The sequence below is a fragment of the Streptomyces sp. VRA16 Mangrove soil genome, assembly GCF_017377775.1.
GTDB lineage: Bacteria > Actinomycetota > Actinomycetes > Streptomycetales > Streptomycetaceae > Streptomyces.
In genome coordinates this window covers 645,549-670,622 of record NZ_JAFVLN010000001.1, presented here as the reverse complement: position 1 = coordinate 670,622, position 25,074 = coordinate 645,549, and the positions used below count along the sequence as shown (strand labels likewise).

25 protein-coding genes are annotated in these 25,074 nt (G+C 72.4%); 15 read left to right on the top strand and 10 right to left on the bottom strand.

Annotated features, from left to right (window positions below; translation table 11 throughout):
- The first annotated feature begins 98 nt into the window (after window positions 1–98).
- Window positions 99–734, top strand: coding sequence for a DUF305 domain-containing protein (locus tag J3486_RS02825; RefSeq protein ID WP_229377356.1), 636 nt, complete (start codon window positions 99–101; stop codon window positions 732–734).
- Window positions 735–770: 36 nt separating this feature from the next.
- Here the strand turns inward: J3486_RS02825 and J3486_RS02820 are convergent, their stop codons facing one another.
- Window positions 771–1,340: a DUF6214 family protein gene (locus J3486_RS02820; protein WP_307804664.1), complete on the bottom strand. Its 570-nt coding sequence runs from the start codon at window positions 1,338–1,340 to the stop codon at window positions 771–773.
- Window positions 1,341–1,517: 177 nt separating this feature from the next.
- Between J3486_RS02820 and J3486_RS02815 the strand changes: the two genes are divergently transcribed.
- Window positions 1,518–2,861 carry an NADP oxidoreductase gene (locus J3486_RS02815; protein WP_207818293.1) on the top strand — a complete coding sequence of 448 codons (1,344 nt, stop codon included), beginning with the start codon at window positions 1,518–1,520 and terminating at the stop codon, window positions 2,859–2,861.
- Between the two features lie 137 nt (window positions 2,862–2,998).
- Complete coding sequence (locus J3486_RS02810) at window positions 2,999–4,384, top strand: nucleobase:cation symporter-2 family protein (protein WP_207818292.1); 1,386 nt, start codon at window positions 2,999–3,001, stop codon at window positions 4,382–4,384.
- Between the two features lie 50 nt (window positions 4,385–4,434).
- Here the strand turns inward: J3486_RS02810 and J3486_RS02805 are convergent, their stop codons facing one another.
- Entirely contained in the window at window positions 4,435–4,809 is a 375-nt protein-coding gene (locus tag J3486_RS02805) for a helix-turn-helix transcriptional regulator (RefSeq protein ID WP_207818291.1), read from the bottom strand.
- A gap of 188 nt (window positions 4,810–4,997) precedes the next feature.
- Here J3486_RS02805 and J3486_RS02800 point away from each other — a divergent pair, with 188 nt between their 5' ends.
- A complete protein-coding gene (locus tag J3486_RS02800) occupies window positions 4,998–6,080 on the top strand; it encodes an NADH:flavin oxidoreductase/NADH oxidase (RefSeq protein WP_207818290.1) in 1,083 nt (360 codons plus the stop codon).
- A 57-nt stretch (window positions 6,081–6,137) separates the two neighbouring features.
- Here the strand turns inward: J3486_RS02800 and J3486_RS02795 are convergent, their stop codons facing one another.
- The 3 genes from J3486_RS02795 to J3486_RS02785 all read right to left on the bottom strand — a co-directional run bounded on the left by J3486_RS02795 (window position 6,138) and on the right by J3486_RS02785 (window position 10,507).
- A complete protein-coding gene (locus tag J3486_RS02795) occupies window positions 6,138–8,225 on the bottom strand; it encodes an MMPL family transporter (protein WP_207818289.1) in 2,088 nt (695 codons plus the stop codon).
- Window positions 8,226–8,378: 153 nt separating this feature from the next.
- Entirely contained in the window at window positions 8,379–8,903 is a 525-nt protein-coding gene (locus J3486_RS02790; RefSeq protein ID WP_207818288.1) for a helix-turn-helix domain-containing protein, read from the bottom strand.
- Between the two features lie 44 nt (window positions 8,904–8,947).
- Window positions 8,948–10,507, bottom strand: a complete 1,560-nt coding sequence (locus J3486_RS02785) for an SDR family oxidoreductase (RefSeq protein ID WP_207818287.1) — start codon at window positions 10,505–10,507, stop codon at window positions 8,948–8,950.
- Window positions 10,508–10,588: 81 nt separating this feature from the next.
- On the opposite strand from J3486_RS02785, the gene J3486_RS02780 reads away from it, so the two are divergent.
- Window positions 10,589–11,122: an MmcQ/YjbR family DNA-binding protein gene (locus tag J3486_RS02780; RefSeq protein WP_207818286.1), complete on the top strand. Its 534-nt coding sequence runs from the start codon at window positions 10,589–10,591 to the stop codon at window positions 11,120–11,122.
- 151 nt (window positions 11,123–11,273) lie between these two features.
- The gene (locus J3486_RS02775) at window positions 11,274–11,927 is read left to right on the top strand and encodes a methyltransferase (protein ID WP_207818285.1); all 654 of its coding nucleotides are present in this window, start codon (window positions 11,274–11,276) and stop codon (window positions 11,925–11,927) included.
- A 109-nt stretch (window positions 11,928–12,036) separates the two neighbouring features.
- Here the strand turns inward: J3486_RS02775 and J3486_RS02770 are convergent, their stop codons facing one another.
- From J3486_RS02770 to vdcB, 3 genes are read right to left on the bottom strand one after another with little or no spacing between them, the layout of a single operon-like run.
- Window positions 12,037–12,276: a non-oxidative hydroxyarylic acid decarboxylases subunit D gene (locus J3486_RS02770; RefSeq protein WP_307804663.1), complete on the bottom strand. Its 240-nt coding sequence runs from the start codon at window positions 12,274–12,276 to the stop codon at window positions 12,037–12,039.
- A 55-nt stretch (window positions 12,277–12,331) separates the two neighbouring features.
- Window positions 12,332–13,759: a non-oxidative hydroxyarylic acid decarboxylases subunit C gene (locus tag J3486_RS02765; RefSeq protein WP_207818284.1), complete on the bottom strand. Its 1,428-nt coding sequence runs from the start codon at window positions 13,757–13,759 to the stop codon at window positions 12,332–12,334.
- Window positions 13,749–14,363, bottom strand: a complete 615-nt coding sequence (vdcB, locus tag J3486_RS02760) for a non-oxidative vanillic acid decarboxylases subunit B (RefSeq protein ID WP_207818283.1) — start codon at window positions 14,361–14,363, stop codon at window positions 13,749–13,751. The genes J3486_RS02765 and vdcB overlap by 11 nt, the downstream gene beginning before the upstream one ends.
- Before the next feature lie 94 nt (window positions 14,364–14,457).
- On the opposite strand from vdcB, the gene J3486_RS02755 reads away from it, so the two are divergent.
- A complete protein-coding gene (locus tag J3486_RS02755; RefSeq protein WP_207818282.1) occupies window positions 14,458–15,342 on the top strand; it encodes a helix-turn-helix transcriptional regulator in 885 nt (294 codons plus the stop codon).
- Here J3486_RS02755 and J3486_RS02750 read toward each other — a convergent pair.
- Window positions 15,335–16,858, bottom strand: a complete 1,524-nt coding sequence (locus tag J3486_RS02750) for a PucR family transcriptional regulator ligand-binding domain-containing protein (protein ID WP_207818281.1) — start codon at window positions 16,856–16,858, stop codon at window positions 15,335–15,337. The two genes, J3486_RS02755 and J3486_RS02750, sit on opposite strands and share 8 nt — an antisense overlap.
- Before the next feature lie 271 nt (window positions 16,859–17,129).
- Here J3486_RS02750 and J3486_RS02745 point away from each other — a divergent pair, with 271 nt between their 5' ends.
- From J3486_RS02745 to J3486_RS02735, 3 genes are all read left to right on the top strand, one after another.
- Window positions 17,130–18,503, top strand: a complete 1,374-nt coding sequence (locus tag J3486_RS02745) for a cytosine permease (protein WP_207818280.1) — start codon at window positions 17,130–17,132, stop codon at window positions 18,501–18,503.
- Complete coding sequence (locus tag J3486_RS02740) at window positions 18,500–18,979, top strand: nucleoside deaminase (protein ID WP_207818279.1); 480 nt, start codon at window positions 18,500–18,502, stop codon at window positions 18,977–18,979. Before J3486_RS02745 ends, J3486_RS02740 begins: the two co-directional genes overlap by 4 nt.
- Window positions 18,980–19,171: 192 nt before the next feature.
- Window positions 19,172–20,500, top strand: a complete 1,329-nt coding sequence (locus tag J3486_RS02735; RefSeq protein ID WP_207818278.1) for an amidohydrolase family protein — start codon at window positions 19,172–19,174, stop codon at window positions 20,498–20,500.
- Between the two features lie 6 nt (window positions 20,501–20,506).
- On the opposite strand, the gene J3486_RS02730 is transcribed toward J3486_RS02735, so the two are convergent.
- Window positions 20,507–21,481, bottom strand: coding sequence for an arabinan endo-1,5-alpha-L-arabinosidase (locus tag J3486_RS02730; protein WP_207818277.1), 975 nt, complete (start codon window positions 21,479–21,481; stop codon window positions 20,507–20,509).
- 201 nt (window positions 21,482–21,682) lie between these two features.
- Here J3486_RS02730 and J3486_RS02725 point away from each other — a divergent pair, with 201 nt between their 5' ends.
- The 5 genes from J3486_RS02725 (at window position 21,683) to J3486_RS02710 (ending at window position 24,967) form a co-directional block, all read left to right on the top strand.
- Complete coding sequence (locus J3486_RS02725; protein WP_207818276.1) at window positions 21,683–22,126, top strand: Rrf2 family transcriptional regulator; 444 nt, start codon at window positions 21,683–21,685, stop codon at window positions 22,124–22,126.
- Window positions 22,127–22,205: 79 nt separating this feature from the next.
- Window positions 22,206–23,396 carry a globin domain-containing protein gene (locus J3486_RS02720; RefSeq protein ID WP_207818275.1) on the top strand — a complete coding sequence of 397 codons (1,191 nt, stop codon included), beginning with the start codon at window positions 22,206–22,208 and terminating at the stop codon, window positions 23,394–23,396.
- Between the two features lie 73 nt (window positions 23,397–23,469).
- Window positions 23,470–24,054, top strand: coding sequence for a class I SAM-dependent methyltransferase (locus J3486_RS43830; protein WP_229377354.1), 585 nt, complete (start codon window positions 23,470–23,472; stop codon window positions 24,052–24,054).
- On the top strand, window positions 24,006–24,383 hold the full coding sequence (locus J3486_RS43825; protein ID WP_229377353.1) for a hypothetical protein: 378 nt from the start codon (window positions 24,006–24,008) through the stop codon (window positions 24,381–24,383). Before J3486_RS43830 ends, J3486_RS43825 begins: the two co-directional genes overlap by 49 nt.
- Window positions 24,380–24,967, top strand: coding sequence for a class I SAM-dependent methyltransferase (locus J3486_RS02710; RefSeq protein WP_307804662.1), 588 nt, complete (start codon window positions 24,380–24,382; stop codon window positions 24,965–24,967). Before J3486_RS43825 ends, J3486_RS02710 begins: the two co-directional genes overlap by 4 nt.
- The last annotated feature ends 107 nt before the right edge of the window (window positions 24,968–25,074 follow it).

The following is a 25,074-nucleotide window of genomic DNA, read 5'->3' as shown; positions in this document are numbered from 1 at the left end:
CCTCGTTGACGGTGACGTCGTTCATTCGTGAACGGTTCACGGATCCCCCGAGTATCGTCTTCCTCATGCACAGATCAACAGATGGCAACGTACTCGTAATGAAAGTTGCTGTGCCCGCGCTGCTCGCGGTGTTCGCGCTGGGGTTGACCGGGTGCGACTCGGGAGGCGGGGCGAAGGCCGACTCCCCTGGCTCCAGCGGGCCTTCGGTGATCGCGCCGGGCAAGCCGGGTGAGGCCGCGGAGACCCTGTCGGCGCGCGACGCGCAGGAGCGCGGGGCCGACGACCGGCCCAACTCGGCCGATGTCAGCTACGCGCAGATGATGATCCTCCACCACGAACAGGCGCTGTCGATGACCGAACTGGCCCCGAAACGGGCCGAGTCGGAGCAGGTGAAACGGCTCGCCGAGCGGATCACCGCGGCCCAAGGGCCCGAGATCGACACGATGCGCGGGTGGTTGAAGAAGTACAAGAAGCAGGAGGCCCCTTCGGGACACGCGGCACACGAGGCCATGCCGGGGATGGCGACCGAGGCGCAGCTGAAGAGCCTGCGGGAGGCGCGGGGCGCGGCGTTCGACGAGCTGTTCCTGAAGCTGATGATCACGCATCACCAGGGGGCGGTGACGATGGCCACGGAGGTGAAGAGCGACGGCAACGACGTGGTCGTCGAGGAGATGGCGGACGACGTGATCGCGCAGCAGACCGCGGAGATCTCCCGGATGCGCGAGATGTCCTGACCGAGTCCGGTGCCCCGGGCCGGGGCACCGGCCGGCTCACCGCCTGTTGTGGCGCGGCGCCAGGAAGCCCGCGTCCCGGGCCGCGGCGATCATGCGCAGCGATCTGCGGCGGCTGCGGCCCGTCGCCCACATCACCGCGAGGACCGGGTCACGGCCCTCGCTCTGGGCCGCGCGGTAGGTCTGCGCGACGCTCCGGCGGCCCTCGGCGCCGCGCGGCCACGACGGACGGGCGCGGCGGCCCGTCGCGTCCCGCGCCACGGCGCGCTGGGGTGCGGGGTCAGGGGCGGCGAGGTCCGGGCCGCGCGGGTCCGGGTCCGCGCCGCGGTCACCGCCGAGCGCGCAGGTGTCGGGGGAGAGCGGCGGCCTGGCCCACAGATCCGCACCGGGGGCGGGATCGTCGGGGACGAGGGTGAGGACGTCGACGTGGGCGCCGTTGTCGAAGGTGAGCCGGATGCGGCGCCACGGCGGGAGGAACTCGTTCGCATCCGGCGCCCAGGAGCCGCCCGCCGCCGGTTCGGGCCCCTGGATCTGCCGCCGCGGCGCTGCAGGGACAGCACTGTCCGGTCGAAAATGATCAGTAATGTCGAAGATTGGAATCTCCTGCACTCGCGAACCGTAACCCGCTGATCACATTTGGTCACTGATGGCGCGCAGAGGGATCCCGCGGATCCCTCTGAGCCTTCTGAGCCCTCGCGCACCCGCACCCCGCGTGCCCCTCCCCCCGCCCGGCGCACGGTGCCATGCTGAGACACATCAGCGCAGCACCAGCGGAAGGAGCCGCCCGTGCCGCACATCGCCGTCGTCGGATCAGGGCCCAGCGGGGTCTACACCGCCCAGTGCCTCGTACAGCAGCAGCGCGTCCCGGACGTCCGGGTCGACGTCCTCGACCGGCTGCCCTGCCCCTACGGCCTGGTGCGGTACGGCGTGGCGCCCGACCACGAGAAGATCAAGTCGCTCCAGGGGAATCTGCGCGCGGTGCTGGAGGACGAGCGGGTGCGTTTCCTGGGCGGTGTCGAGGTCGGGCCCGCACTGCCGCCCGCCGAACTTCTCCGGCTCTACGACGCGGTGGTGTACTGCGTGGGTGCCGCGGCCGACCGCCGCCTCGACGTGCCGGGCGAGGACCTCACGGGCAGTTGGTCCGCGACGGACTTCGTGGCCTGGTACAGCGCGCACCCGGACGCACGGGACGGCGGGTTCGTGCGCGGGGTGCGCTCGGCCGTCGCCATCGGCGTCGGCAATGTCGCTGTCGACGTGACGCGAATGCTGGCCCGCGGCGCTGCCGAGCTCTCCCCCACCGACATGCCGCAGGCGGCGCTCGCGACCCTCGGCGCCAGCGAGGTCCGGGACATCTACATGGTGGGGCGGCGCGGCCCATCCCAGGCCCGCTTCACCACCAAGGAGCTGCGCGAGCTGGGGTCCCTGCCGGACACCGAAATCGTCCTGGACGAGCAGGAGTTGGCGCTCGATCCGGCCTACCTGGAGCCCTCCGCGCTGCCCGCCGCGCCCCGGCGGAACGTGGAGGTGCTGCGGACCTGGGCCGCGCAGCCGCCGGAGAAACAGGGGCGCCGGATCCATCTGCGGTTCTTCCTGCGGCCCGTGGAGATCGTCGGGCGCGACGGCCGGGTCGCCGGGGTGCGGTTCGAGCGGACCCGGCCCGACGGGCACGGGTCGGTGACCGGTACGGGCATGTACCAGGAGATCGGCGCGGAGCTGGTGCTGCGCTCGGTGGGATATCGCGGAGTGCCGCCGGCCGGGCTGCCGTTCGACGCGGGCCACGGAACCGTGCCGCATCTGGCGGGGCGGGTGCTGCGCGAGGGGCGCGTGTCGCCCGGCGAGTACGTCGCGGGGTGGATCAAGCGCGGGCCCACCGGAGTCATCGGCACCAATCGCCCGTGCGCCAAGGAGACGGTGAACTCGCTGCTGGACGACGCCTCCGTGCTCGTACGCAAGGAACCGGCACGGGATCCGCTGGACGCGCTCGTCGCCGCCGGGATGCGGCCCGTTCCGTGGGCGGGGTGGCTCGCGATCGAGCGGGCCGAGGCGGAGTTGGGGCATGCGCTCGGGCGCGGCTCCGTCAAGATCCCCGACTGGGCGGGGCTGTTGGGCGCGGCCGGCGTCGTGTCGTAGGCGATCTCCCGCACAACGCAGGCCGCGACACATCCCGGCAACACACCCGCAATCAACAAAACGTTTAAGCCGATTACGGTCTCGTGCTGCCGCCCCTCCCGCAGTCCCCCCGGGACTCCCCTGGCCTTGGAGCACGCATGCCACAGACACACCCGGTCGACGAGGTTCCACCCGTACGCCAGTTGGCGGCGTTCGGGCTGCAGCACGTGCTCGCGATGTACGCGGGCGCGGTCGCCGTGCCGCTGATCGTGGGCGGCGCGATGAAGCTGTCGGCCGCCGATCTCGCGTATCTGATCACCGCCGATCTACTGGTGTGCGGTATCGCGACCCTGATCCAGTGCATCGGCGCGTGGCGCTTCGGCATCCGGCTGCCCATCGTGCAGGGCTGTACGTTCGCGGCGGTCTCGCCGATGGTGCTGATCGGTACGACCGGGGGCGGACTGCCCGCCATCTACGGCGCGGTGATCGTCGCGGGGCTCGCGATGATGCTGCTCGCGCCGGTCTTCGGACGGCTGCTGCGGTTCTTCCCGCCGCTGGTGACGGGCACGGTGATCCTGATCATCGGGCTCTCGCTGCTGCCGACCGCGGGCACCTGGGCGGCCGGTGGCGCCGGAGCGAAGGACTTCGGGGCGCCCAAGAACATCGCGCTCGCCGCGTTCGTGCTGGTGCTGGTCCTCGCGGTGCAGCGGTTCGCGCCGCCCGCGCTGAGCCGGGTCGCGGTGCTGCTCGGCATCGTGGTCGGCACGGCGGTGGCGATACCGACCGGGTTCACGGACTTCGGCGCGGTCGGGGACGCGGACTGGGTGGGGATCAGCACACCGTTCCACTTCGGGGCGCCGGAGTTCCACGGCGCGGCCATCGTCAGCATGTTGATCGTAGCTTTGGTAACCATGACCGAGACGACCGGTGACTTCATCGCGGTCGGCGAGATGACGGAGCGTCCGGTGGACCGGCGCTCCCTGGCCGACGGACTGCGCGCGGACGGCTTCTCGACGGTGCTCGGCGGTGTCTTCAACACCTTCCCGTACACGGCGTTCGCCCAGAACGTCGGTCTGGTCGGCATGACGAAGGTGCGCAGCCGCTGGGTCGTGGCCGTCGCGGGCGGCATTCTCGTGGTGCTCGGACTGCTGCCGAAGCTGGGCGCGGTGATCGCCGCGATCCCGTCGCCGGTGCTTGGCGGCGCCGGGCTCGTGATGTTCGGGACGGTCGCGGCCAGCGGTCTGCGGACGCTGTCCAAGGTGGAGTTCGAGGGCAACAGCAATCTGACCGTGGTCGCCGTGTCCGTGGCACTCGGTGTGCTGCCGGTGGGCGTGCCGACGATCTACGAGAAGTTCCCCGACTGGTTCCAGACGGTGATGGACAGCGGGATCAGCGCGGGCTGCATCACGGCGATCGCGCTGAACCTGCTCTTCAACCACCTGCCGGCGCAGCGGAGTTCGGCCGACGCGCCCGCTCAGGAGAACGTGACGCCGATCGTTCCCGCCCCGGCGGCGCGCACCGCGGAGGCATCACTGCCCGAGTGAGCACGGAACACATCGGGGCAGGCCCTGCACAGGGCCCGCCCCGCGCATGTTCAGGCGTCCGCGACGGCGCCGAGGCGCTCCGCCTGCCGGGCGGCCGCGGCCAGGACACTGTCCAGGAGCCCCGGGAACAGCGCGTCCAGATCGGCCCTGCGCAACGCGTTCAGCTTGGCGGTGCCCCGGTAGACCTGCTCGATCACACCGCTCTCCCGCAGCACCCGGAAGTGGTGCGTGGACGTCGACTTGGTGACGGGCAGGTCGAAGTACGAGCAGGACAGCTCGGCGCTCCGCGCGGTCGCCATCTCCCGCACGACCGCGAGCCGCATCGGGTCGGAGAGCGCGTGCAGCACCGCTTCGAGACGGATCTCCTCGCGAGCCGGGTGCGCGAGCGTGCGGCTTGCAGTGGCCTGCGGTGCTGCGGGCGACATGGCGGCTTCCCCTTTTGTGTACGACTGTCGGCGGCTCCGTGCGCGCGTGCGCGCTCTTCGTGAACGGCTTGCGCTCTGTCGTACGGATCCTGGCTCATTGTACGAGAACTCTCGTAGTTTGACAGCTGCCGTACTACGATGCCTATCGTACGAGGGAAGCAGTCGAGCCTTTCCGAATGGAGTCCGCCGTGAGCGCGCTGTTCGAGCCCTACACCCTGCGGTCGCTGACCGTCCCGAACCGGGTCTGGATGCCGCCGATGTGCCAGTACAGCGCCGCCCCCGAGGGACCGCTCGCCGGTGTGCCGCACGACTGGCACTTCCAGCACTACGGCGCACGCGCCGTCGGGGGCACCGGCCTGATCATCGTCGAGGCGACGGCGGTCAGCCCCGAGGGCCGGATCTCCCCGTACGACCTCGGCATCTGGAACGACGCCCAGGTCGATGCGTTCCGCCGGATCACCGCGTTCCTGAAGTCGCAGAACACCGTGGCGGGCATTCAGCTCGGGCACGCGGGCCGCAAGGCGTCGACCGACCGCCCCTGGAAGGGCGGCGCGCCGGTCGGCCCGGACGCGCACGGCTGGCAGGCCGTGGCGCCCAGCCCGATCGCCTTCGACGAGCAGCACCCGGCGCCGACCGAGCTGACCATCGACGGCATCAAGGCGATCGTCGTCCAGTTCGCCGACGCCGCGCGCCGGGCACTGGACGCCGGCTTCGAGGTCGCCGAGATCCACGGCGCCCACGGCTATCTCATCGGGCAGTTCCTCTCGCCGCACTCCAACCGGCGCACCGACGAGTACGGCGGCTCGTACGAGAACCGCACCCGGTTCGCCCTGGAGGTCGTCGACGCCGTGCGCGCCGTGTGGCCCGACGAGCTGCCGCTGTTCTTCCGGATCTCCGCGACCGACTGGCTGGCGGACGGCGAGGGCTGGAGCGCCGACGACACCGTCCGCTTCGCCACCGAGCTGCAGGCGCACGGCGTGGACCTGATCGACGTGTCCACGGGCGGCAACGCCTCCGGCGTCCGCATCCCGGTCGAGCCCGGCTACCAGGTTCCGTTCGCGGCCCGCGTCCGCACCGAGGCCGGAGTGCCCACCGCGGCGGTCGGCCTGATCACCGAGACCCAGCAGGCCGAGAAGATCATCGTCGACGGCGAGGCGGACGCCGTGCTGCTCGGCCGTGAGCTGCTGCGCGACCCGTCGTTCGCCCGCCACGCGGCGCGCGAACTCGGCGCCGATGTGCACGTGCCGGACCAGTACCACCGTTCGGTCTGATCCAGGGACGGACCCGAGGGGCGCAGGCGCGTACGCCTGCGCCCCTCGGGCGTTCCGTCACGAGGCGCGCCGGCTCAGCCGTCCGGGCCACCACGCCGTCGGTCCGATGTCCCGCACCAGGGCGGGCACCAGCAGCGAGCGGACGACCAGCGTGTCGAGCAGGACGCCGAAGGCGACGATGAAGGCGATCTGCACGAGGAACGCGAGCGGGATGACGCCGAGGGCCGCGAACGTCGCGGCGAGGACGACGCCCGCCGAGGTGATCACCCCGCCTGTGGCGACGAGGGCTCGGAGCATGCCTTCGCGGACGCCGTGCTCCAGCGACTCCTCGCGCGCCCGGGACATCAGGAAGATGTTGTAGTCCACGCCCAGCGCGACGAGGAACACGAACCCGTACAGCGGTACGGACGCGTCGGTGCCGGAGAAGCCGAAGACGTGCCGGAAGACGAGGGCCGAGACACCCAGGGTGGCGGCGAAGTTGAGGGCGACGGTCGCCACCAGGAGCAGCGGCATCAGGACGGAGCGCAGCAGTCCGACGAGGATGACCAGGATGATGGCGAGGACGACAGGGACGATCAGGAGCCGGTCGTGCTCGGCGGTCTTCTGGGTGTCGTACTGCTGGGCGGTGTAGCCACCCACCAGGGCGTCGGCGCCGTCGATCCGGTGCAGTTCGTGACGGAGCCGGGCGACGGTGGCCTTGGCCGCGTCGCTGTCCGCGGCGTCCTTCAGCGTGACGTCGACGCGGACCTTCCCGTCCACGACGAGGGCCGGCCCCGAACCCGGGCGGCCCTGCTCGGTCAGCGGGTTCGCGTCCGCGACGCCCTCGGTCCCCTTGGCCTGCCGCACGACCTGCGCCGCGTGGCCGGCGTCGGCGATCACCACGGCCGGGTTGCCGGAGCCGCCGGGGAAGTGCGCGGCGAGAGTGGCCTGTGCCGCGACGGACGGTGCGTCGTTCACGAAGATCTCGTCGAGCGGTACGCCCTTGGACTCCAGGGTCGGGGCGAAGGCCGCGCACGCCACGAGGCCGACGAGCGCGACGGCCCAGATCCTGCGCGGCGCCTTCTCCACGACGCGGGCGACGCGCCGCCAGATGCCGTGCCCGCCGCCCGCGGCCTCCGCGGGACGCGGCCGGGCCGGCCAGTAGGCGGCGTTGCCCAGCAGGACCAGGGCCGCGGGCAGGAAGGTCAGGGTGCTCAGGACCGCGCACACGATGCCGATGGCGCCGACGGGCCCGAGCGCCCTGTTGTTGGTGAGGTCACTGAGCAGCAGGGCGAGCAGACCGAGCGCGACCGTGGCGGCGCTGGCGACGATGGCCCCCGTCGACCGGCGCAGGGCGGCCCGCATCGCGGTGAACCGGTCGTCCCCTGCGGCGAGTTCTTCGCGGTAGCGGGCGGTGAGCAGCAGGGCGTAGTCGGTGGCCGCGCCGATCACCAGGATCGACAGGATGCCCTGCACCTGGCCGTCGACCCGGACGACGTCGTGGTCGGCGAGGGCGTAGACGACGGCGCAGGCGACACCGAGGGCGAACACCGCGCTGATGATGATGACGAACGGCAGCAGGACGCTGCGGTAGACCAGCAGCAGGATCACCAGGACGGTGATCAGGGCGACGCCGAGGAGCAGTCCGTCGATCCCGGCGAAGGCGTCGGAGAGGTCGGCCTGGCTCGCCGCGGGTCCGGCGAGGACGGCCGTGGCTCCGGTGACGGCGGCGGCCCGTGCGGAGATCCGGTCGAGGGACGGGGCCAGTTCGTCGCCCAGGTCGGGCCGGAGCTGGACCACTCCCTCCAGCGCCTGCCGGTCGTCGGACGGAATCGCGGGGGACACCTGCCCCACGACTCCGGGCGTGCCCTGCAGCGAGGCGAGCGCGCTGGTCGCGGCCTTCTGCTGGGCGGCGTCGAGGGTGCCGCCCTCGTCGTCGGCGGTCCATACGACGACGACGGGGAGCGTCTCGTCCTGCCGGAAGGCGCGCTGCGCCTCGATCACCCGGGTCGACTCGGCGTTCCTGGGCAGGAACGCGGCCTGGTCGTTGGTGGCGACCTCGCCGAGCCGGCCGGCGAAGGGGCCCAGGGTGCCTCCCACGGCGAGCCAGAGGACGAGCAGGGCGAGCGGCACGAGCCATCGAGTGGCCCGTGGTGTGCGGGACATGGTTCTCCCAGAGCGGTGACGGCAGAGGAATCTCAACGCCAAAGTATCTCAATGATTGAACTATGTGAGATCCGAGGCTGTTCTTCTTTCGTCCTTCCGTCCTGCGGGACCGATCGGATGCAGCCGGACGCGATCTCGTCCGACGAGGTCCGACTACACCCCGCGTCCGCTCTTGGTCTCGACGAGTTCCTGGTTGAGGACGTTCAGGAACCGGAGCACGACGGCCAGTTCGTCCTCGGCGAAGCGGCGGCGGGCCCGCTCCGCCGCTTCGGCGAGAGGGGTGAAGTGCTTCTTGGCCCGGACCTGGGCGCTGGGCACGTAGTGCAGATGGACGACCCTGCGGTCCGCGCTCTCCCTGACCCGCTTGACGTGCCCCGCGCGTTCCAGCCGGTCCACGCAGGCGGTGACCGCTCCGGACGTGAGCCCCAGGCGCTGCCGCAGCAGGCTCGGGGTGAGCGGGGTCGGCGAGTCCAGGATGGCGGCGAGCGCCTGGACGTCCGTGGGGTGCAGGTCCTCCCCGGCGGCGAAGGCGTGCACGATGCGGTTCAGTTCGCCGTTGAGCCGGCGCAACTCGACGGCGAGGGCGCGCAGATCGGGATGCGGCGGCGCGGACGCGCGGTCCGCGTCGTCCGCGCCGCCGACTGCTGCGGGTGCCCTTCGGGGTTCACGGTTGTCCACCCGCTCACCCTATCGACGCGGCTCGCGCCGCCCGCCGGAGCGGGTCAGCGCCCCGTGTCGCCGCCGGACTGCGCCGCGAGCCGCTCCGCGGCCTTCGTGATGTTGTACGTCATGCCGCCGAAGACGACGGCGTGGAAGGGGGCCACGCTCCACCAGTACGCGTGTCCCGCCAGGCCGTGCGGATGGAACTGCGCCCGCTGCAGCAGCACGGTGCGCCCCTGGCGGTCGTGGGCGACGCGGAAGTCGAGCCAGGCGAGGCCGGGCAGCCGCATCTCCGCGCGCAGCCGCAGACTGCGGCCCTGCTCGATCTCCTCGACCCGCCAGAAGTCGACGACGTCGCCCAGGCGCAGGCGCGTGGCGTCGCGGCGGCCGCGGCGCAGGCCCACGCCGCCCACCGCCCGGTCGATCCAGCCGCGCACGGACCAGCCGAGCCCGAAGGAGTACCAGCCGTGCTCGCCGCCGATCCCCTCGATCACGGCCCACAGGTGCTGCGGATCCGCGGTGGTGCGCCGGGCCCTGCGGTCGCAGTACAGGCTGCCGCCCGCCCAGTCCGGGTCGGTGGGCAGCGGGTCGCTGGGCGCGCCGGGCACGGCGGCGGCCGACCAGTGCGTACTGACCTGCGCCTCCTTCACCTGCCGCAGTGCCAGCCGCAACGCCTCGTCGAACGGGATCGGGGTACCGGCGGGGTCCGGCACGTACTGCGCGATGTCGTGCTCACCGCACACCACTTCGTGCCGCAGGGACTCGGCGAGCGGCCGGGCGAGGCCCCGCGGCACCGGCGTGACGACCCCGATCCAGTGGCTGGAGAGTCCCGGGGTGAGCATCGGCAAGGAGACGATCATGCGATGGGGCAGCTCGGCGACCCGCGCGTAACGCTGCATCATGTCCCGGTAGTTCATGACCTCGGGCCCGCCGATGTCGAACGCGCGGGAGACCGTGGCCGGCAGGTCAGCGCAGCCGACGAGGTAGCGCAGCACGTCGGCGACCGCGATCGGCTGGATCCGGGTGCGGACCCAGCGGGGCGTGACCATCACCGGCAGGCGTTCGGTGAGATGGCGCAGCATCTCGAAGGACGCGGAACCGGAGCCGATGATGACGGCGGCGCGCAGCACTGCGGTGGGCACCCCGGACTCCAGCAGGATGCGGCCGACCTCGGCGCGGGAGCGCAGGTGCGGCGAGAGTTCGGCCTCGGGGACGTCGCGCGGGGTGAGGCCGCCGAGGTACACGAGCCGGCCGACGCCGGCCTGCGCCGCGGCCCGCGCGAACGTGTGCGCGGCACGGCGGTCCGTCTCCTCGAAGTCGTCGCCGCTGCCCATCCCGTGCACCAGGTAGTACGCGACGTCGACCCCTTGGAGAGCGGCCTCGACGGACGGCGGATCCAGCACGTCACCGCGCACGATCTCGACCTGTCCGGCCCACTCGAAGTCGCGCAGCTTCTCCGGCGTCCGTGCCAGACACCGGACGCGGAAGCCGCGCGCCAGCAACTCGGGGACGAGTCGCCCGCCCACGTAGCCGCTGGCCCCGGTCACCAGGCAGAGCCGTGCGCCGTCCGGCTCCGTGGCGGCGGCGCGGGGGTCGGGAAGATCAGTTGGCGAATCAGACATGACGGGACACGTACCCCGTCAGCCCGCGGCTGAGCGCCGCTGTCCGGGTGCGCGCGGGACGCCGGCTGCGAGACTGGCCGCATGACGACCATGCACCGGCTGCGCACGGGCGCGCTCGCGCTCCCGGAGACCGAGGAGGGCACCCACTTCGGCATGCCCGCGTTCTCCGTGCGGGGCAAGGGATTCGTATCGCTGGCCAAGGACGGACACGTCCAGCTGCGTCTGTCCGCCGAGGACGCGGAAGCGGCGCTCGCCGCGCATCCGGGGGCGGAGCCCGTGGTGCGTGCCGGTACGCCGATCGGGGTGCGGCTCCCGCTGGCCGACGTCGACGGCAAGGACCTCGACGCGCTCGTGCGGTCCGCCTGGTCGAGCCGTGCGCCGAAGCGCCTGGTGGCGGCGCTGGACGAGGCCGGTGCCGCCGCCGCATCCGGTGATCTGCCGGGCGGCATCGGCAGACCCGCCACCCGCGCCCTTCTCGGCGCGGGCATCGACACCCTCGACCGGGTCGCACGGCACAGCGAGGCGGAGCTGCTCGCGCTGCACGGGGTGGGCCCCAAGGCCGTCCGCGTCCTGAAGGAGGAGCTGGCCGGCCACGGGCTGACCCTGCGGGCGTGAGCCCGGGGCCGGCGCGCCCATACCCGCTCCGCACCGCCCTCACACACTCCTCACCGCGCGTCCCGGCTTCCCCGGTACCGTCTCCCGCCTGGTACGCGCAGGGTGAGGCGGGACGGTCGGGCCGGCCCGCACGGCGACGAGGGGTGACGGCATGGACTGGCACGCATGGCACACGGCGTACGACGATCCGGGGTCGAGGCTGGCGCGCCGGCTCGCCGCGGTACGGGAGCGGATCCGGGTGGCGCTGGACACGTGTCCGCCCGGTCCGGTGCGGGCGGTCAGCATCTGCGCCGGTCAGGGTGTGGACCTGCTCGGCGTGCTGCCGGACCATCCGCGGCGCGGTGATGTCACGGCCCGCCTCGTGGAGCTGGACCCACGCAACGCGGAGGCCGCGCGGGAGACGGCCGCCGCCGCGGACCTCAAGGGCGTCGAGGTCGTCACCGGCGACGCGTCGCTGCCGGGGCGGTACACCGGGGCGACTCCGGCCGAACTCGTGCTGGCCTGCGGGGTGTTCGGCAACATCACGGAGGCCGACATCGCGCGCACGCTCGACCACTGCACGCATCTCGTCGCGCCCGGCGGCACCCTGATCTGGACGCGCGGCCGCGACGAACCGGACGTCTTCCCGACCGTGTGCCGCTGGCTGGGCGAGCGCGGTTTCGAGGAGCTGTGGCTCTCGCCCCCGGAGGCGGACTTCGGGGTCGGCGCACACCGCTTCGCAGGACAACCGGTGCCGCTGGAGGATCCTGAGGCACCGATGTTCACGTTCGTCGGATACGACCTGCTGCGGCGCCGCGCCGGTTAGGACGTGTGTCGAAAGCCCCGTCGTCCGCCCGAAGAGCGTGCGTGCCGGGCGTCGCCGGGTCGGGGGCACCCCCCAGCGGTAGCTGGGGGAGGGACTTTCGACACACGCCCTAGGCCCGCAGCGGCGGCACCGCGGGCACCTCGATGGCGTCGGCGATGTCGGCCTCCGTCAGCTTGAAAGCGTCCGGGTAGGCGTCACGGCGGGTGCGGCGGTCCGGCTCGGTCGTCCGCCAGGTGTAGAGGCAGCGGTCGCACTGGAGGACGTCCCACACACCGGGTACGGGCGAGGTGGCGAGCCGGCTGATCGACTCGAAGGCGCAGCGGGGGCACTCGACTTGGTTGTCGGACACGGGGGTTGACCTTTCGGGGAGGGCCGGGATCGGTTGCGGAGGGGGCACGTGCGGGTCAGCCGCGGTCCGCGATCATGCGCTGCAGGCGTGCCGCCCAGGCCGCGGTCTCCGGCAGATCCTTGGCCGGGGTGGAGAAGTTGCCGCGGACGTCAGGGGCGACCGGCGTCGTCGCGTCGATGATCATCTTGCTGGTGATGCCGGCGGGCTGGGCGGCGGGCGCGAGTTCGAGGACCGACAGGTTCGGGATGACGACGACGTCGTCCTTCGGGTTGACCTTCGACGACATCGCCCACATCACCTGCGGCAGGTTGAAGGGGTCCACGTCCTCGTCGACGAGGATCACCTGGGCCACGTAACCGAGTCCGTGCGGGGTGGTCATCGCGCGCATGCCCACGGCCTTCGCGAAGCCGCCGTACCGCTTCTTCGTCGAGATGATCACCATCAGGCCGTGGGTGTACATGGCGTTGACGGCCTGCACCTCGGGGAACTCCGCGCGCAGCTGCTTGAGCAGCGGCACACAGGTGTTGGGGCCGACGAGGTAGTCGCACTCGGTCCACGGCATGCCGAGGTAGAGCGATTCGAAGACCGGGTTGGTGCGGTACGAGACGCGGTCGACGCGGATGACGGGCATCCGGCGGCCGCCCGAGTAGTGCCCGGTGAACTCGCCGAAGGGGCCCTCGATCTGCCGCTTGCGGGACTCGATGACGCCCTCGATGACGACCTCGCTGCCCCACGGCACGTCGAAGCCGGTGAGCGGCGCGGTGGCGATCGGGGCGGGCGCGCCGCGCAGGGCGCCGGCCATCTCGTACTCGCTCTGGTCGTATCCCATCGGCATCCCGGCGACGATCGCCATCACGGGGTCGTTGCCGAGGGTGATCGCGATGGGCAGGTCCTCGCCGACCTCCTCGGCCTTGTGCAGGTGCTGGGCGACGTCGTGCATGGGGACCGGTTGGAGGGCGAGGCGGTCGCGGCCGATGACCTCGATGCGGTAGATGCCGACGTTCTGCTTGCCGAAGTGGTCGGGGTCCTCGGGGTCGCGGGAGACGACCGCGGCCTTGTCGAGGTAGAAGCCGCCGTCGCCGTCGTTGAGCCGGAACAGCGGCAGTACGGAGAAGAGGTCGACGTCCGCGCCCTCCTGGGAGTTCTCCCGCCAGGGGGCGTCCTCGCGGCGCTCGGGCGCGACGGGGAACGCGTCCCAGCGCCGCGCGAACTCCTCGACCTGTTCCTTGACCGGGGTGTGCTTGGGCAGTCCGAGGGCGAGCGCGTGGTTGGCCCAGGAGCCGTGCACGTTCATCGCGATCCGGGCGTCGGTGAAGCCGGTGACGTTGTCGAAGTAGAGCGCCGGGGCGTTCTCGCCGATGCGGCCCGTGGCGTTGGCGGCGGCCGCGAGGTCCGGCTCGGGCGCCACCTCGTCGGTGACGCGCAGCAGCTGGCCCTCCTTCTCCAGAGTGCCGAGGAAGCTGCGCAGATCGTCATGCGGCATGGTCGTGTCCTTTGTCTCGTACGGGGGTCGCGGCGCGGGCCGCGCGCATCCCGGCCCAGCGCCTGGCCGCGGGGGCGGGCAGGTCGAACTGGTCGAGGATGCGGGCCACGACGTGGTCGACGATGTCGTCGACGGTCCGCGGGTTGTTGTAGAAGGCGGGCATCGGAGGCACCAACTGGACGCCCATGCGGGCGAGTTGGAGCATGTTCTCCAGATGGATCTCGCTCAGCGGGGTCTCGCGCGGGACGAGGACGAGGCGGCGCCGCTCCTTGAGGACGACGTCGGCGGCGCGCGCGACGAGCCCTTCCGCGTAGCCGGTCCTGATCCCCGCGAGGGTCTTCATCGAGCACGGCACGATGACCATGCCGTCGGTGCGGAAGGACCCGGAGGAGATGGTGGCGCCCTGGTCGTCGGGGTGGTGCGTGACGTCGGCGAGCGCGGACACCTCGGCGGTGCTCAGTCCGGTCTCCAGCTCGATCGTGGCCCGCGCCCAGCGGGACAGCACGAGGTGGGTCTCCACGTCGGGCAGTTCGCGCAGACACTCCAGGAGCCGGACACCGAACGGGGCGCCGGTCGCGCCCGTCATTCCCACCACCAACCGCACGGGGCCTCTCCTCACGCTTCGCTGACCTGTGTGTTCTTCGGTTCTCACGCTAGGAGGCGGTTCGGGAGGGGCAGCGGTACGCTCGGGACTCACGATGGGGAGAATCGGACACGAAGCGATCAGGGAGCTCGTCTACACCCCGACGGTCGGCTCGGCCGCGGGTGTCGAGGTGATGGAGCTCGCCGGTCTGTACGAGCGCGCACGGCGGCACGGCAACGATCCGCACGCGGCGCAGCGCCCCACGTTCCACCAGCTGATCGGCGCCCGTGACCGGCCCCTGCACGTGTGGGTGGACTTCGTCGAGCACGAGCTGCGGCCGGGCTCGTGGCTGTGGATCCGGCCGGGCCAGGTGCAGCGCTTCGGCGCGGACCTCGACGCGGCGGACGGGGTGATCGTGCTGTTCCAGCCGGGGTTCCTGGCGCCCGCGACAGTGGCGGCCGCACACATGGACCCGCCGTACGAGCAGCGGCCGTTGACGCCCGAGGGCCCGGCACAGGAGGGAGTGCGGCGGGCGCTGGACCATCTCGCGTACGAGTACGGGGCAATGGCCTCGCTGCCCCTGGCGGTGCACGCCGATGTGCTGCGGGCGCTGCTCTCCGTCCTGGTGGTGCGGCTTGCGCAGGCGCGCGGGGCGGCGCCCGATCCGTCGGCCGCCTCGGAGACGTTCCGCCGTTTCCACGCGGTGGTGGAGCGGGACCACGCGGTGACCCGCCGGGTCGAGGACTACGCGGCGGCGCTCGGCTACAGCCCGCGCACCCTGACCCGGGCGAGCCTCGCGGCGACCGGTCGCACGGCGAAGCAGTACGTCGACGACCGGGTGCTCCTGGAGGCGAAGCGGCTGCTGCAGCACAGCGGCCTCGCCGCCAAGGAGGTCGCGGACGAACTGGGGTTCGCCGACGCCAGCGACTTCACGAAGTTCTTCCGGCTGCGCACCGGCCGGACGCCGGGGGCGTTCCGGTCCGGTGGCGGCGTCAGGTGATGCCGAGCGCGAGACAGAAGTCGACGCGGTCGCGCAGGGTCGCGAGGCTGTGGCCGGTGAGCTGTTCGACACGCTGGAGGCGGTAGCGCAGGGTGTTGACGTGGACGTGGAGCTGTTCGGAGCAGCGCTGCCAGGAGCCGGACGCGTCGAGGAACGCGGCGAGTGTGGTGACGAGTTCGCTGCCGTGCTCGGTGTCGTAGCGCTCCAGGACGCCGATGAGCCTGTCCCGGTAGAGGCGGCGTACGTCGTCGGGGACAGCGGCCAGCAGGAGCAGGTGCGAGGAGAGCTCTTCGCTGCCCGCGGTGCGGACGGTGCCGGTGCCGAGGGCGGCGACCCGGTGGGCGTGCCGGGCCTCGTCGACCGAGCGGCGCAGCGCGGCGGCTCCGGTGCCGGGGCTGCCGGTGCCGAGGGCGGCACGGCCGTGCCCGATGAGCGGCGCGAGCCGTTCGGCGGCCTCGGCGACGCCGGTGGTCCCTTCCGGCACGAGCATCAGGTAAGCCCCGTCGTCGACGGGGATCACCGCCGAGCAGCCGGGGACGCGGTCGGCGACGTCCTCCAGGACGGTGGCGGCGAGGGCGGCGCCGTACGGACTGCCGGTCGTGCTCAGCCACAGCGCGCCGAGCGGGCTCTCGCCGAGACCGAGCCCGAGGAGCCGGGCCGTTGCGGGCGCCTCCTGTCCCGCGGTGAGCAGGTCGACGGCCTCGCGCAGGAAGCGGGCCTCGATGCGGCGGCGTTCCTGGACGGCCGCTTTGTCGAGGGCGAGCAGGGCGCACAGTTCCCAGGCAGCGTCGGCGACTCCGGGCGCCCAGTCGCGGTGGTCGCCGGAGGCGGCGAGGTAGCCGGCGGGCGGCCGGTGCGCGACGGGTGACTGGACGGGGAAGAGGGTGAGTTCGCCTCCGCCGCCGACGGCCCGTACGGCGGGGAAGCCGCCTGCGGCGAGGGCGTCCCGGTGGGCCCGCGCGAGCTGCTGCTCGCCGACCTCCGGAACGCCGCCGGCGAGCGGGCGCCCGGTGGCGGAGAGCACGGCGCACCACACGCCGGTGGCGCGGGCGAACACGTCGACGAGTCCTTCGGCGCCCGCGCCCGAGGCCATGCTGGCGACGAGTCCGCGGTGCAGCCCGGCGGACGGGGCGCGCCGTTCGGCCCCGTCGAGGGCGGCGAGGACCGTCTCGGTGAGCGCGGCGAAGGAGACCTCGTCGTCGACGGCGAGCAGCGGCAGCCCGTGCCGGACGCAGGCGTCGCGCACGGCGTCCGGGATGACGCCGACCCCGGCGGTGCCCGCGACGAGCGCGGCCGCGCCCGCCCCGGAGAGCGCGGCGACGAACACGTCGGCGTCGCGCGGCTCGTGGTACCAGGTGGTGCTGGTCAGGACGAGTTCGCCGCCGTCGAGATAGCGGCCGGGGTCGGGCAGGTCGGTGGTGTAGACGCCGCGGATTCGTGGGACGGGCGCCGCTTGCGGGGTGACGACGGGGCTCAGCCCGAGCCGTGGCATGGCGAGCAGTCGGTCCAGGTGCACCGGTCGGCCTCCTCGTGCCCGCCCCGTCCCGGGGCGGCGTTCGTTACGGGCATGCACGCCGCTGTGCACGGGATTTGGAGAATAGTACGGGCCGGTCCCGGGAAATCGCGGTGCCGTCTGGAGACGCGTGCAGTCCCGGTGGAACACCGTCGACGGTTCACTGGCATCCACGCGCCACCACCGCCGGGATCCGGCCGGCCGGGGCGCACGAGCCGCATGTCCCTCCCTCCTTTCCGTTGTCCTCCGCTGTCCCCTGCCCGAGGAGCACTCCATGCGCGCCGCCGTACGTGAACGTCCCTCCCCCATCGAGCAGTTGGGCGCCGAGCCCGTGCCCGCCGGTCTGCGGCACGGGCGTCCGCGGTCCCTGTTCACTCTCTGGTTCGGCGCGAACGTGCAGTTCGCGACGTTGAGCGTCGGCGCTCTGTCCACGTCCGTCTTCGGCCTCGACTTCGTGCCCGCCGTCCTGGCGATCGTCGTGGGTACGCTGCTCAGCTCGTCCCTCGTCGGACTGTTCTCCACGCGGGGCCCGCTGACCGGGGTGCTGCAACTCGTCCAGTCCCGGGTCCCGTTCGGCCGCCTGGGCAATCTGCCCTCGGCGGCGTTCACCGTCGTCAACGGCGTCGGGTGGTGCGTGGTCGACTCGCTCCTCGGCATCTTCATCCTGCGCGACCTGACGGGGATGGGCTTCGGTCCCGCGCTGGCCGTGATGGCGGTGGCGCAGATGGGCGTGGCCGTGGTCGGCTACCGCCTGATCCACTCCGTGGAACGGGCCCTGACGGTCCTGCTGGTCGTGGTGTTCGCGGTGATGTCGGTGTACGGCTTCGGGGAGGTCTCGGCGCAGGCGCCCACCGCCCCCGCGCACGGCTCGGCCGCCGCGTTCCTGCTGGTCGTCGCGGTGACGGCGGCGCGGGTGCTCGGCTGGTCGGCGTACGCGTCCGACTACAGCCGCTATCTGCCCGCGACGACCGCGCCCCGGCGGGTCTTCCTCGCGGCGGGCGGCGGCAGCGCGGTGGCCGGGGTGTGGGTCGGCTCGCTGGGCGCGGCCCTCGGCACGGCGGGCGCGCTGGACGATCCGAGCGCGATGGTCAGCGGTCTGCTTCCGCACGCGCTCGGCACGCTCGTCCTGCTCTCACTGCTGCTGTCGACGCTCGCCTCGACGGTCATCGATCTGTACTCGGGCGCGATGGCGGCGCTCGTCGCCGGTTTCACGATCCCGCGCTGGGTGTCGGTGCTCGTGGTCGGCGGCCTCGGCACGGCGCTCGCCTGGTACGCGGGGCACGGCGACTTCGCGGCGCAGCTCAACGACTTCCTGCTGATGACGGGGTACTGGCTGGCGCCCTGGGCGGCGGTGACGATCGTGGCGTTCTGGGGCCGCGGCCGGCCTGCGCTCGCGGACCCGTACGACCCGGCGCACCGCTTCGGTCGGGGCCTGCCCTGCGTCCTGCTCGCCCTGGCGGTGGAGTTCCCCTTCATGAACCAGTCCCTGTACACCGGCCCGCTCGCGGCGGCGCATCCGGCGCTCGGCCCGCTCGGCCTGTTCGTCGGGTTCCTGGTGGCGGGCGGCGCGTACGCCGTGCCGGCCGCGTCTCGCACCCGTACCACTCGACTCCCCCTTGCATCCGACCCCTTGAGGAGCGACACATGACCAACCCCACCCCTGAGGACGAGAAGTTCCTGCGCTCGGCGATCGACCTGGCCGCGGCTTCCCGCGCGGGCGGCAACCACCCCTTCGGCGCGCTGCTCGTCCTCGACGACGAGGTGGTCCTGGAGGCCGGCAACTCGGTGGTGACGGAACGCGACGCGACCGGCCACGCCGAGACGAACCTGGTCCGTCTCGCGACACGCACCTACGCCCCCGCCGACCTGGCCCGCGCCACGCTCTACACGTCCACCGAGCCCTGCGCGATGTGCACCGGAGCCGTGTACTGGAGCGGCATCGGCCGCGTCGCGTACGCACTCGGCGAGGACGAACTCCTCGCGCTCACGGGCGCCAACCCGGAGAACCCGACGATGTCCCTGCCTTGCCGCGAGGTACTGGCACGGGGCCAGCGCCCGGTGGAGGTGGTGGGCCCGTGCCTCCACGAGGAGGCAGCGGCGGTCCACGAGGGCTTCTGGTCCTGAAGGGAGCCCCGTAAGGGGCGCGGGGAACGGCACGCCCGGCCACGACGCGTCCCGCACCCGAGAACGCACACCGGGGGCTCCAGGGGCGCAGCCCCCGGTCTCGGGACGGGAAGGGGCGGCGGGGGCGCCCCCGCTCGAACGCCCGCCCCCCACGCACCCGCACCTGCCGCATCAACACACCACGGAGTGCCCATGCACCGCACCCTCATCCACAACGGCATCGTCATCCCCTGCGACGGCACCCGGACCGCGTACGACCCCGGCTCGGTGCTGATCGAGGGCGACCGGATCGTGGCGGTCGGCCCCCCGGACATGTTCGCCACCACGGACGCCGAGATCGTCGACGCGACCGGCCACGCCGTCATCCCCGGCCTGCACAACACCCACCTCCACTCCGGCCTGCTGCGCGGCACGGCCGAGTCCAAGTCGCTGTGGGACTGGCTGCGCGACTACGTCGACCCGGCGCACAAGGCGCTCACCCCGGAGATCGCCGAGGCCGCCTCCCTCCTCTGCTACACGGAGTCGCTGCGCGCCGGCACCACGTCGGTGATGGACATGTGGCGCCACATGGAGGGCTCGGCCCACGCGGCACAGCAGGTCGGACTGCGCGCGACCCTCGTCCCGTACGTGGCCGACCTGCCCGGCTACGACTACTTCGAGACGCTGGAGACCAACCGCCGCCTCCTCACCGAGTACCGCACCTTCGCCCACGACCGGGTCCGCTCCTGGGTGGGTCTCGAGCATCTCTTCTACTGCAGCGAGGAGGCGTTCAAGTCGGCCGCGGCCCTGGCCGACGAGTTCGACACGGGGCTGCACACCCACTCCTCCGAGACGACGTGGGAAGTGGAGGAGTCCGTAAGGCAGTTCGGGCGGCGGCCGATCGAGGAGTTCGGTCACCGCGGCATCCTCGGCCCGAGAACGGTGGTCGCCCACTGTGTCTGGCTCGACGACCACGAACTCGACCTGCTGGCCGACACGGGGACGAGCGTCGCGCACTGTCCGTGCTCCAACATGAAGCTGTCGTCGGGCCCGGCCCGGGTCGCCGACATGCGCCGCCGGGGCATCGCGGTCGGTCTGGGCAGCGACGGCGAGAAGGAGAACAACAACCTGGACCTGCTGGAGGAGATGAAGTTCGCCTCGCTCCTGCAGAAGGTGACGTCCCTGGACCCGACGACGGGCGACCCGTGGGACATCCTGACCATGGCGACGATCGACGGTGCCCGTGCGCTCGGCCTCGACGCGGAGACCGGCTCCCTCGAAGCGGGCAAGAAGGCCGACGTCGTCACCGTGGACCTGCGCCGACTGCACACCACGCCGCTGCTGCACGGCCCGGACTTCAACACGGTCCCGCACCTGGTGTTCTCCTCGTCGGCCGCCGACGTCGACCACGTCTGGGTCGACGGTGAACTGCTCGTGGCGGGCGGCACCGTACGGAGCGTGGACGCCGACCGGGTCCGCGCGGGCGCGCAGACCGCGGCCGAGGAACTGTTCCGGCGCCGCGCCGCCCTGAGCGGGCGATAGGGAGGGTCAGTGGGCGACCGGCCACCCCGTGCTCCAGCTCAGCAGGTTGATGCCGAGCTTCGGGGTGCCGTTGTCGTTGCCGTCGTAGTAGTGGTAGACGATCAGGTCCCCGTCGGTGTCGTTCATGATGGACTGCCCGCCGGGCCCGATGATGCTGCCGTGCGACTCCAGGACCGGGGTGCCGCCGTTGTCGGTCATGGCGACGCCGCTCTGGTCGTAGTACGGGCCGGTGATGCTGGTGGCGCGCCCCACCTTGACCTTGTACGTGGAGCTGGTGCCCGCGCAGCAGGTGTCGTAGGAGGCGAAGAGGTAGTAGAAGCCGTTGCGCTTGACGATGTACGGGGCCTCGACGGCCTTGGTGCCGGTGGGGCGGGCCGCCAGGGAGTAGCGGGTGGTGTCGGAGGAGAGCTGCTTCCCGGTCGACGGGTCGATCCGGATCATCTTGATGCCGGTCCACCAGCTGCCGAACGACAGCCACCAGGTGCCGTTGTCGTCGACGAAGAGGTTCGGGTCGATGGCGTTGTAGTCGCTGGACGAGGTGGAGGTGTAGACGACGCCGTAGTCCGTCCACGAGCCCGGCAGGCCGGTCGTCGATCCGGCGAGGCCGATCGCTGAGGTGTTGGAGCCGAACGTCGAGACGGCGTAGTACATCAGGTACTTGCCGCCGTGGTACGAGATGTCGGGGGCCCACGCCTCGGTCGCGTACCTCGACCACCACGACGGCTTGGTGGTGAAGGCGTCGCTGCCCGCGGTGAACGCGATCCGGTCGGTGGAGGTGCGGTAGCCGAGGCCGCCGCCGGTCGAGTAGAGCAGGTAGCGGCCGCCGGAGGTGCGGATCATGGTCGGGTCGTGCACGACGGTGTCGCCGGTGACCGTGCCCGGGTTGGGGTAGGCGGACGCGGTCGACGGGATCAGGGCCAGAACCGCTGCGGCCGGTACGGCGACGAGGGCGGTCCTCAAGCGGCGGGGGGTGCGGCTCACGCGGCTCTCCTAGGGGAGGACAGGACGGGCGTGTACGGGATTTCGAACCTTGGTCGTGAATTCGGACGGGATCGTCGAGTCGGGAACGTAGGGTCGCAGCGCTTCCGCGTCAATGGCTTCAGCAGACCCATCCGTAACGGACGCGTGCACGACCCCCACCCCAAATGCACACCTCACATGCAAGATATATAGACTGCGGCCATGCGGCTGACGCGATTCACGGACCTGGCCCTGCGGGTGCTCATGCGCCTCGCCGTCGAGGAGGGCGGCCTGCCCACCACGCGCGAGGTGGCGGCGACCATGGAGGTGCCGTACACCCACACCGCGAAGGTCGTCGCCAAGCTGCAGCACATGGGTCTGATCGAGGCGCGCCGCGGCCGGGGCGGCGGACTCGCCCTCACCACAGCCGGCCGCAGGGCCTCCGTCGGCACCCTGGTCAGGGAGCTGGAGGGCCCCGGCGACGTCGTGGAGTGCGAGGGCTCGACCCCGTGCCCGCTGCGGGCGGCCTGCCGGCTGCGCGGTGCGCTGCGCCAGGCGCAGGAGGCGTTCTTCGCCGCCCTCGACCCGCTCACCCTGACCGATCTCGTCGAGGCGCCGACCGGCCCGCTGCTCGTCGCCCTCTCCCCCACCCGCGAGAGCGGCTGACCCCACCGACCGCCCGCACGGGCGGGCTCCCTCGCACCGTTAAATACGACTCTTAAATGCAACTTAAGGAGTTCCGCTGATGCTCACGGACCAGTCCGCCACCGTCGTCCGCGCCACGCTGCCCGCCGTCGGCGCCGCCATCGAGGAGATAACCGGCCGCTTCTACGAGCGTCTGTTCGCCGCCCACCCGCAGCTGCTCCGCGACCTGTTCAACCGGGGCAACCAGGCCGCGGGCAGCCAGCGCCAGGCCCTCGCCGGTTCCATCGCGGCCTTCGCCACGTACCTGGTGGACCACCCCGACGAGCGGCCCGACGTGATGCTGCACCGCATCGCCCACAAGCACGCCTCGCTCGGGGTGCGCGCCGACCAGTACCCGGTCGTGCACGAGCACCTGTTCGCCGCGATCGTCGAGGTGCTCGGCGACGCGGTGACGCCCGAGGTGGCCACCGCCTGGGACGAGGTCTACTGGCTGATGGCGAACGCCCTGATCGCGATCGAGCAGCGTCTGTACGCGGAGCAGGACGTCGTCGACGCGGACGTCTGGCGGGAGTGGGAGGTCGAGGCCCGATCCGACGCGACCGAGGACGTCGCGACCTTCGTCCTGCGGCCCGCGGACGGCAGGCCCGCGCCCGCCTTCAAGGCCGGGCAGTACGTCTCCGTCCAGGTAGAACTCCCGGACGGGGCACGGCAGATCCGTCAGTACAGCCTCACCGGAGCGCCGTCCGCGACGACCCGTTCCATCGCCGTCAAGCGCGTGCACGGCACCGGCGCGGCCCCCGACGGCGAGGTCTCGCGCCACCTGCACGCACAGGTCCGCGAGGGCGACCGGCTGCGCGTCTCGGCCCCGTACGGCGACCTGGTGCTGGACGCCGTCGAGACCCCGCTGCTTCTCGCCTCGGCCGGCATCGGCTGCACGCCGGTGCTCGCCATGCTGGAGCAGCTCGCGGCCGACGGTCACACGGGCCCGGTCACGGTGGTGCACGGCGACCGCTCCCCCGCCTCGCACGCTCTGCGCGCCGACCACGAGACCCTGACCGAGAAGCTCGCCGACGCCTCGGCGCACTTCTGGTACGAGGAGCCGGGCTCTGCCCGCAACACGGGACTGGTCGATCTCACCGACGTCTCCGTCGCGCCCGGCACGCGCGCGTACCTGTGCGGTCCGCTGCCCTTCATGCGCGCCGTGCGCGGGCAGTTGCTCGACAAGGGCGTGGCGGCCGCCGACATCCACTACGAGGTCTTCGGCCCCGACCTCTGGCTCGCCGCCCCGTGAGCGCGCCCCCCGCACGGCGCTCCGCCGGTTAATGCGGTGGCGGGTCCTCGTACGGCCTGGCTAGCGTCGCCCCATGACGCACGAGGACCCGCTCGCGTACGCACTCGGTCTCGAAGGCATCGCCCTGATCCGGGCGTTCACGGGACTCGGACCCGGTGGCGAAGATCTCGACAAGGCGTTCGTGGCGGCCCGGATCGCCGGGATCCGTGCCCTGCTCGACGACCCGTCCCTCGCCGACGCCGCCGTCGAGACGGAGTGGGTCGACACGGTCGAGGGATACGGCATCTGGTCGCGCACGTACGACGGCGCCGACAACCCCGCCTTCGACTACGACGCGCAGCCCCTGACCCGGGCCGCGGCCACGCTGCCCGCGGGCTCCGTGGTCCTGGACGCGGCGTGCGGTTCCGGCCGGCTGACCGCGGTCGCCGCGGGCCTCGGCCACCGGGTGATCGGCGTCGACACCTCCCCCGCCATGCTGGCCCTGGCACGCCGCCGGGTGCCGGGCGGCACTTTCGTGCGCGGGGCGCTGCCGGCGCTGCCGGTGCGTACGGCGGGCATCGACCTCGTCACGTGCTCCCTGGCCCTCACCCATGTGCCCGACTCGGTCCGGTGCTGGCCGAGTTCGGGCGTGTACTGCGCCCCGGCGGCCGCGTCCTGATCACCGATCTGCATCCCGAGCAGGTGGCCCGTGGTGTGATCCCGCCGCTGCGCAGGGCGGACGGCAGCCCGGCCCGGCTCACCACGTACCGGCACCGCGTCGGCGACTATGTGCGGGCCGCGCTGGCGGCGGGCCTGGAGGTGCGCGGCTGCGCGGAGCCCGGGATGCGGCCGGCGGAGTCGGATGAGCCGCGCGCGTCCGGGCCCGGCCCCTGGGAGCTCTGGCCGTGGTCGCTCGCAAGGCTCGCGCCCGAGGCGGCGGAGGTGGCGGGGGCCGGGGTGCCGGTGATGCTGCAGTGGGAACTGCGGCGGCCCGGCGCCGCCGCGTGACCGGCCGCTCCGCGCCCGTGCCCGTGGCGCACTGGGAGGAGCACTTCGGGCGGGGCGAAGGGTTCCGGCGGCCGGACCGGCACGAGACGGCGCTGCTGCGGGCGCGGGTGCGGCCCCGGCCCGGACAGCGGGCGCTCGACATCGGGTGCGGTCTCGGCGGGTACGCGGCCGCACTCGCCGCACTCGGATACGCGACGACGGCGGTCGACTGGGCCGCGGCGTCCGTCGCGGCGGTGCGGGACCGCTACGAGGGTCTCGGCCTCCCGATCGAGGCGCGCCGGGTGGACTTCGACGACGCCCGGTCGGTCGCTCAACTGCGCAGCCACTCCTATGACTTGGTGACGATGCGGCTCGTCTACGCGTTCTTGCGGCGCAAGGCGGCCGTCGCGGCGCGGGTACGGCGGCTGCTCGCGCCGGGCGGCGCGTGGGTGGTGACGACACCGCTGGCCTCGCGACTGCCGCCGGAGCGCCGCGGCATCGGGATCACGGAGCGTGACGCCGGGGCGCTCATCGGCGGCTGGGGGCGCGGCCACTGGTACGACCTCGAACCGGAGGGGCTACGGGTCTTCGTGCTGCGCGAGTGACACCCGGACACGGCCCGCACCGACCGAGTGCGGCGGCCGACTGACAGACCGTGTGACCTGCGCGGATGCCGTGTGCGACGGCCATTGTCAGTGGTGGGGTGCAGACT

Excerpts from the sequence above, each read along its gene's own strand:
- J3486_RS02785 (WP_207818287.1), bottom strand. The coding sequence starts at position 10,507 with ATGTCTGATTCGCCAACTGATCTTCCCGACCCCCGCGCCGCCGCCACG.
- J3486_RS02735 (WP_207818278.1), top strand. The coding sequence starts at position 19,172 with ATGCACCGCACCCTCATCCACAACGGCATCGTCATCCCCTGCGACGGC.
- J3486_RS02755 (WP_207818282.1), top strand. The coding sequence starts at position 14,458 with ATGGGGAGAATCGGACACGAAGCGATCAGGGAGCTCGTCTACACCCCG.
- J3486_RS02765 (WP_207818284.1), bottom strand. The coding sequence starts at position 13,759 with ATGCCGCATGACGATCTGCGCAGCTTCCTCGGCACTCTGGAGAAGGAG.
- J3486_RS02775 (WP_207818285.1), top strand. The coding sequence starts at position 11,274 with ATGGACTGGCACGCATGGCACACGGCGTACGACGATCCGGGGTCGAGG.
- J3486_RS02810 (WP_207818292.1), top strand. The coding sequence starts at position 2,999 with ATGCCACAGACACACCCGGTCGACGAGGTTCCACCCGTACGCCAGTTG.
- J3486_RS02780 (WP_207818286.1), top strand. The coding sequence starts at position 10,589 with ATGACGACCATGCACCGGCTGCGCACGGGCGCGCTCGCGCTCCCGGAG.
- J3486_RS02745 (WP_207818280.1), top strand. The coding sequence starts at position 17,130 with ATGCGCGCCGCCGTACGTGAACGTCCCTCCCCCATCGAGCAGTTGGGC.
- J3486_RS02720 (WP_207818275.1), top strand. The coding sequence starts at position 22,206 with ATGCTCACGGACCAGTCCGCCACCGTCGTCCGCGCCACGCTGCCCGCC.
- J3486_RS43830 (WP_229377354.1), top strand. The coding sequence starts at position 23,470 with ATGACGCACGAGGACCCGCTCGCGTACGCACTCGGTCTCGAAGGCATC.
- J3486_RS02740 (WP_207818279.1), top strand. The coding sequence starts at position 18,500 with ATGACCAACCCCACCCCTGAGGACGAGAAGTTCCTGCGCTCGGCGATC.
- J3486_RS02725 (WP_207818276.1), top strand. The coding sequence starts at position 21,683 with ATGCGGCTGACGCGATTCACGGACCTGGCCCTGCGGGTGCTCATGCGC.
- J3486_RS02805 (WP_207818291.1), bottom strand. The coding sequence starts at position 4,809 with ATGTCGCCCGCAGCACCGCAGGCCACTGCAAGCCGCACGCTCGCGCAC.
- J3486_RS02825 (WP_229377356.1), top strand. The coding sequence starts at position 99 with ATGAAAGTTGCTGTGCCCGCGCTGCTCGCGGTGTTCGCGCTGGGGTTG.
- J3486_RS02795 (WP_207818289.1), bottom strand. The coding sequence starts at position 8,225 with ATGTCCCGCACACCACGGGCCACTCGATGGCTCGTGCCGCTCGCCCTG.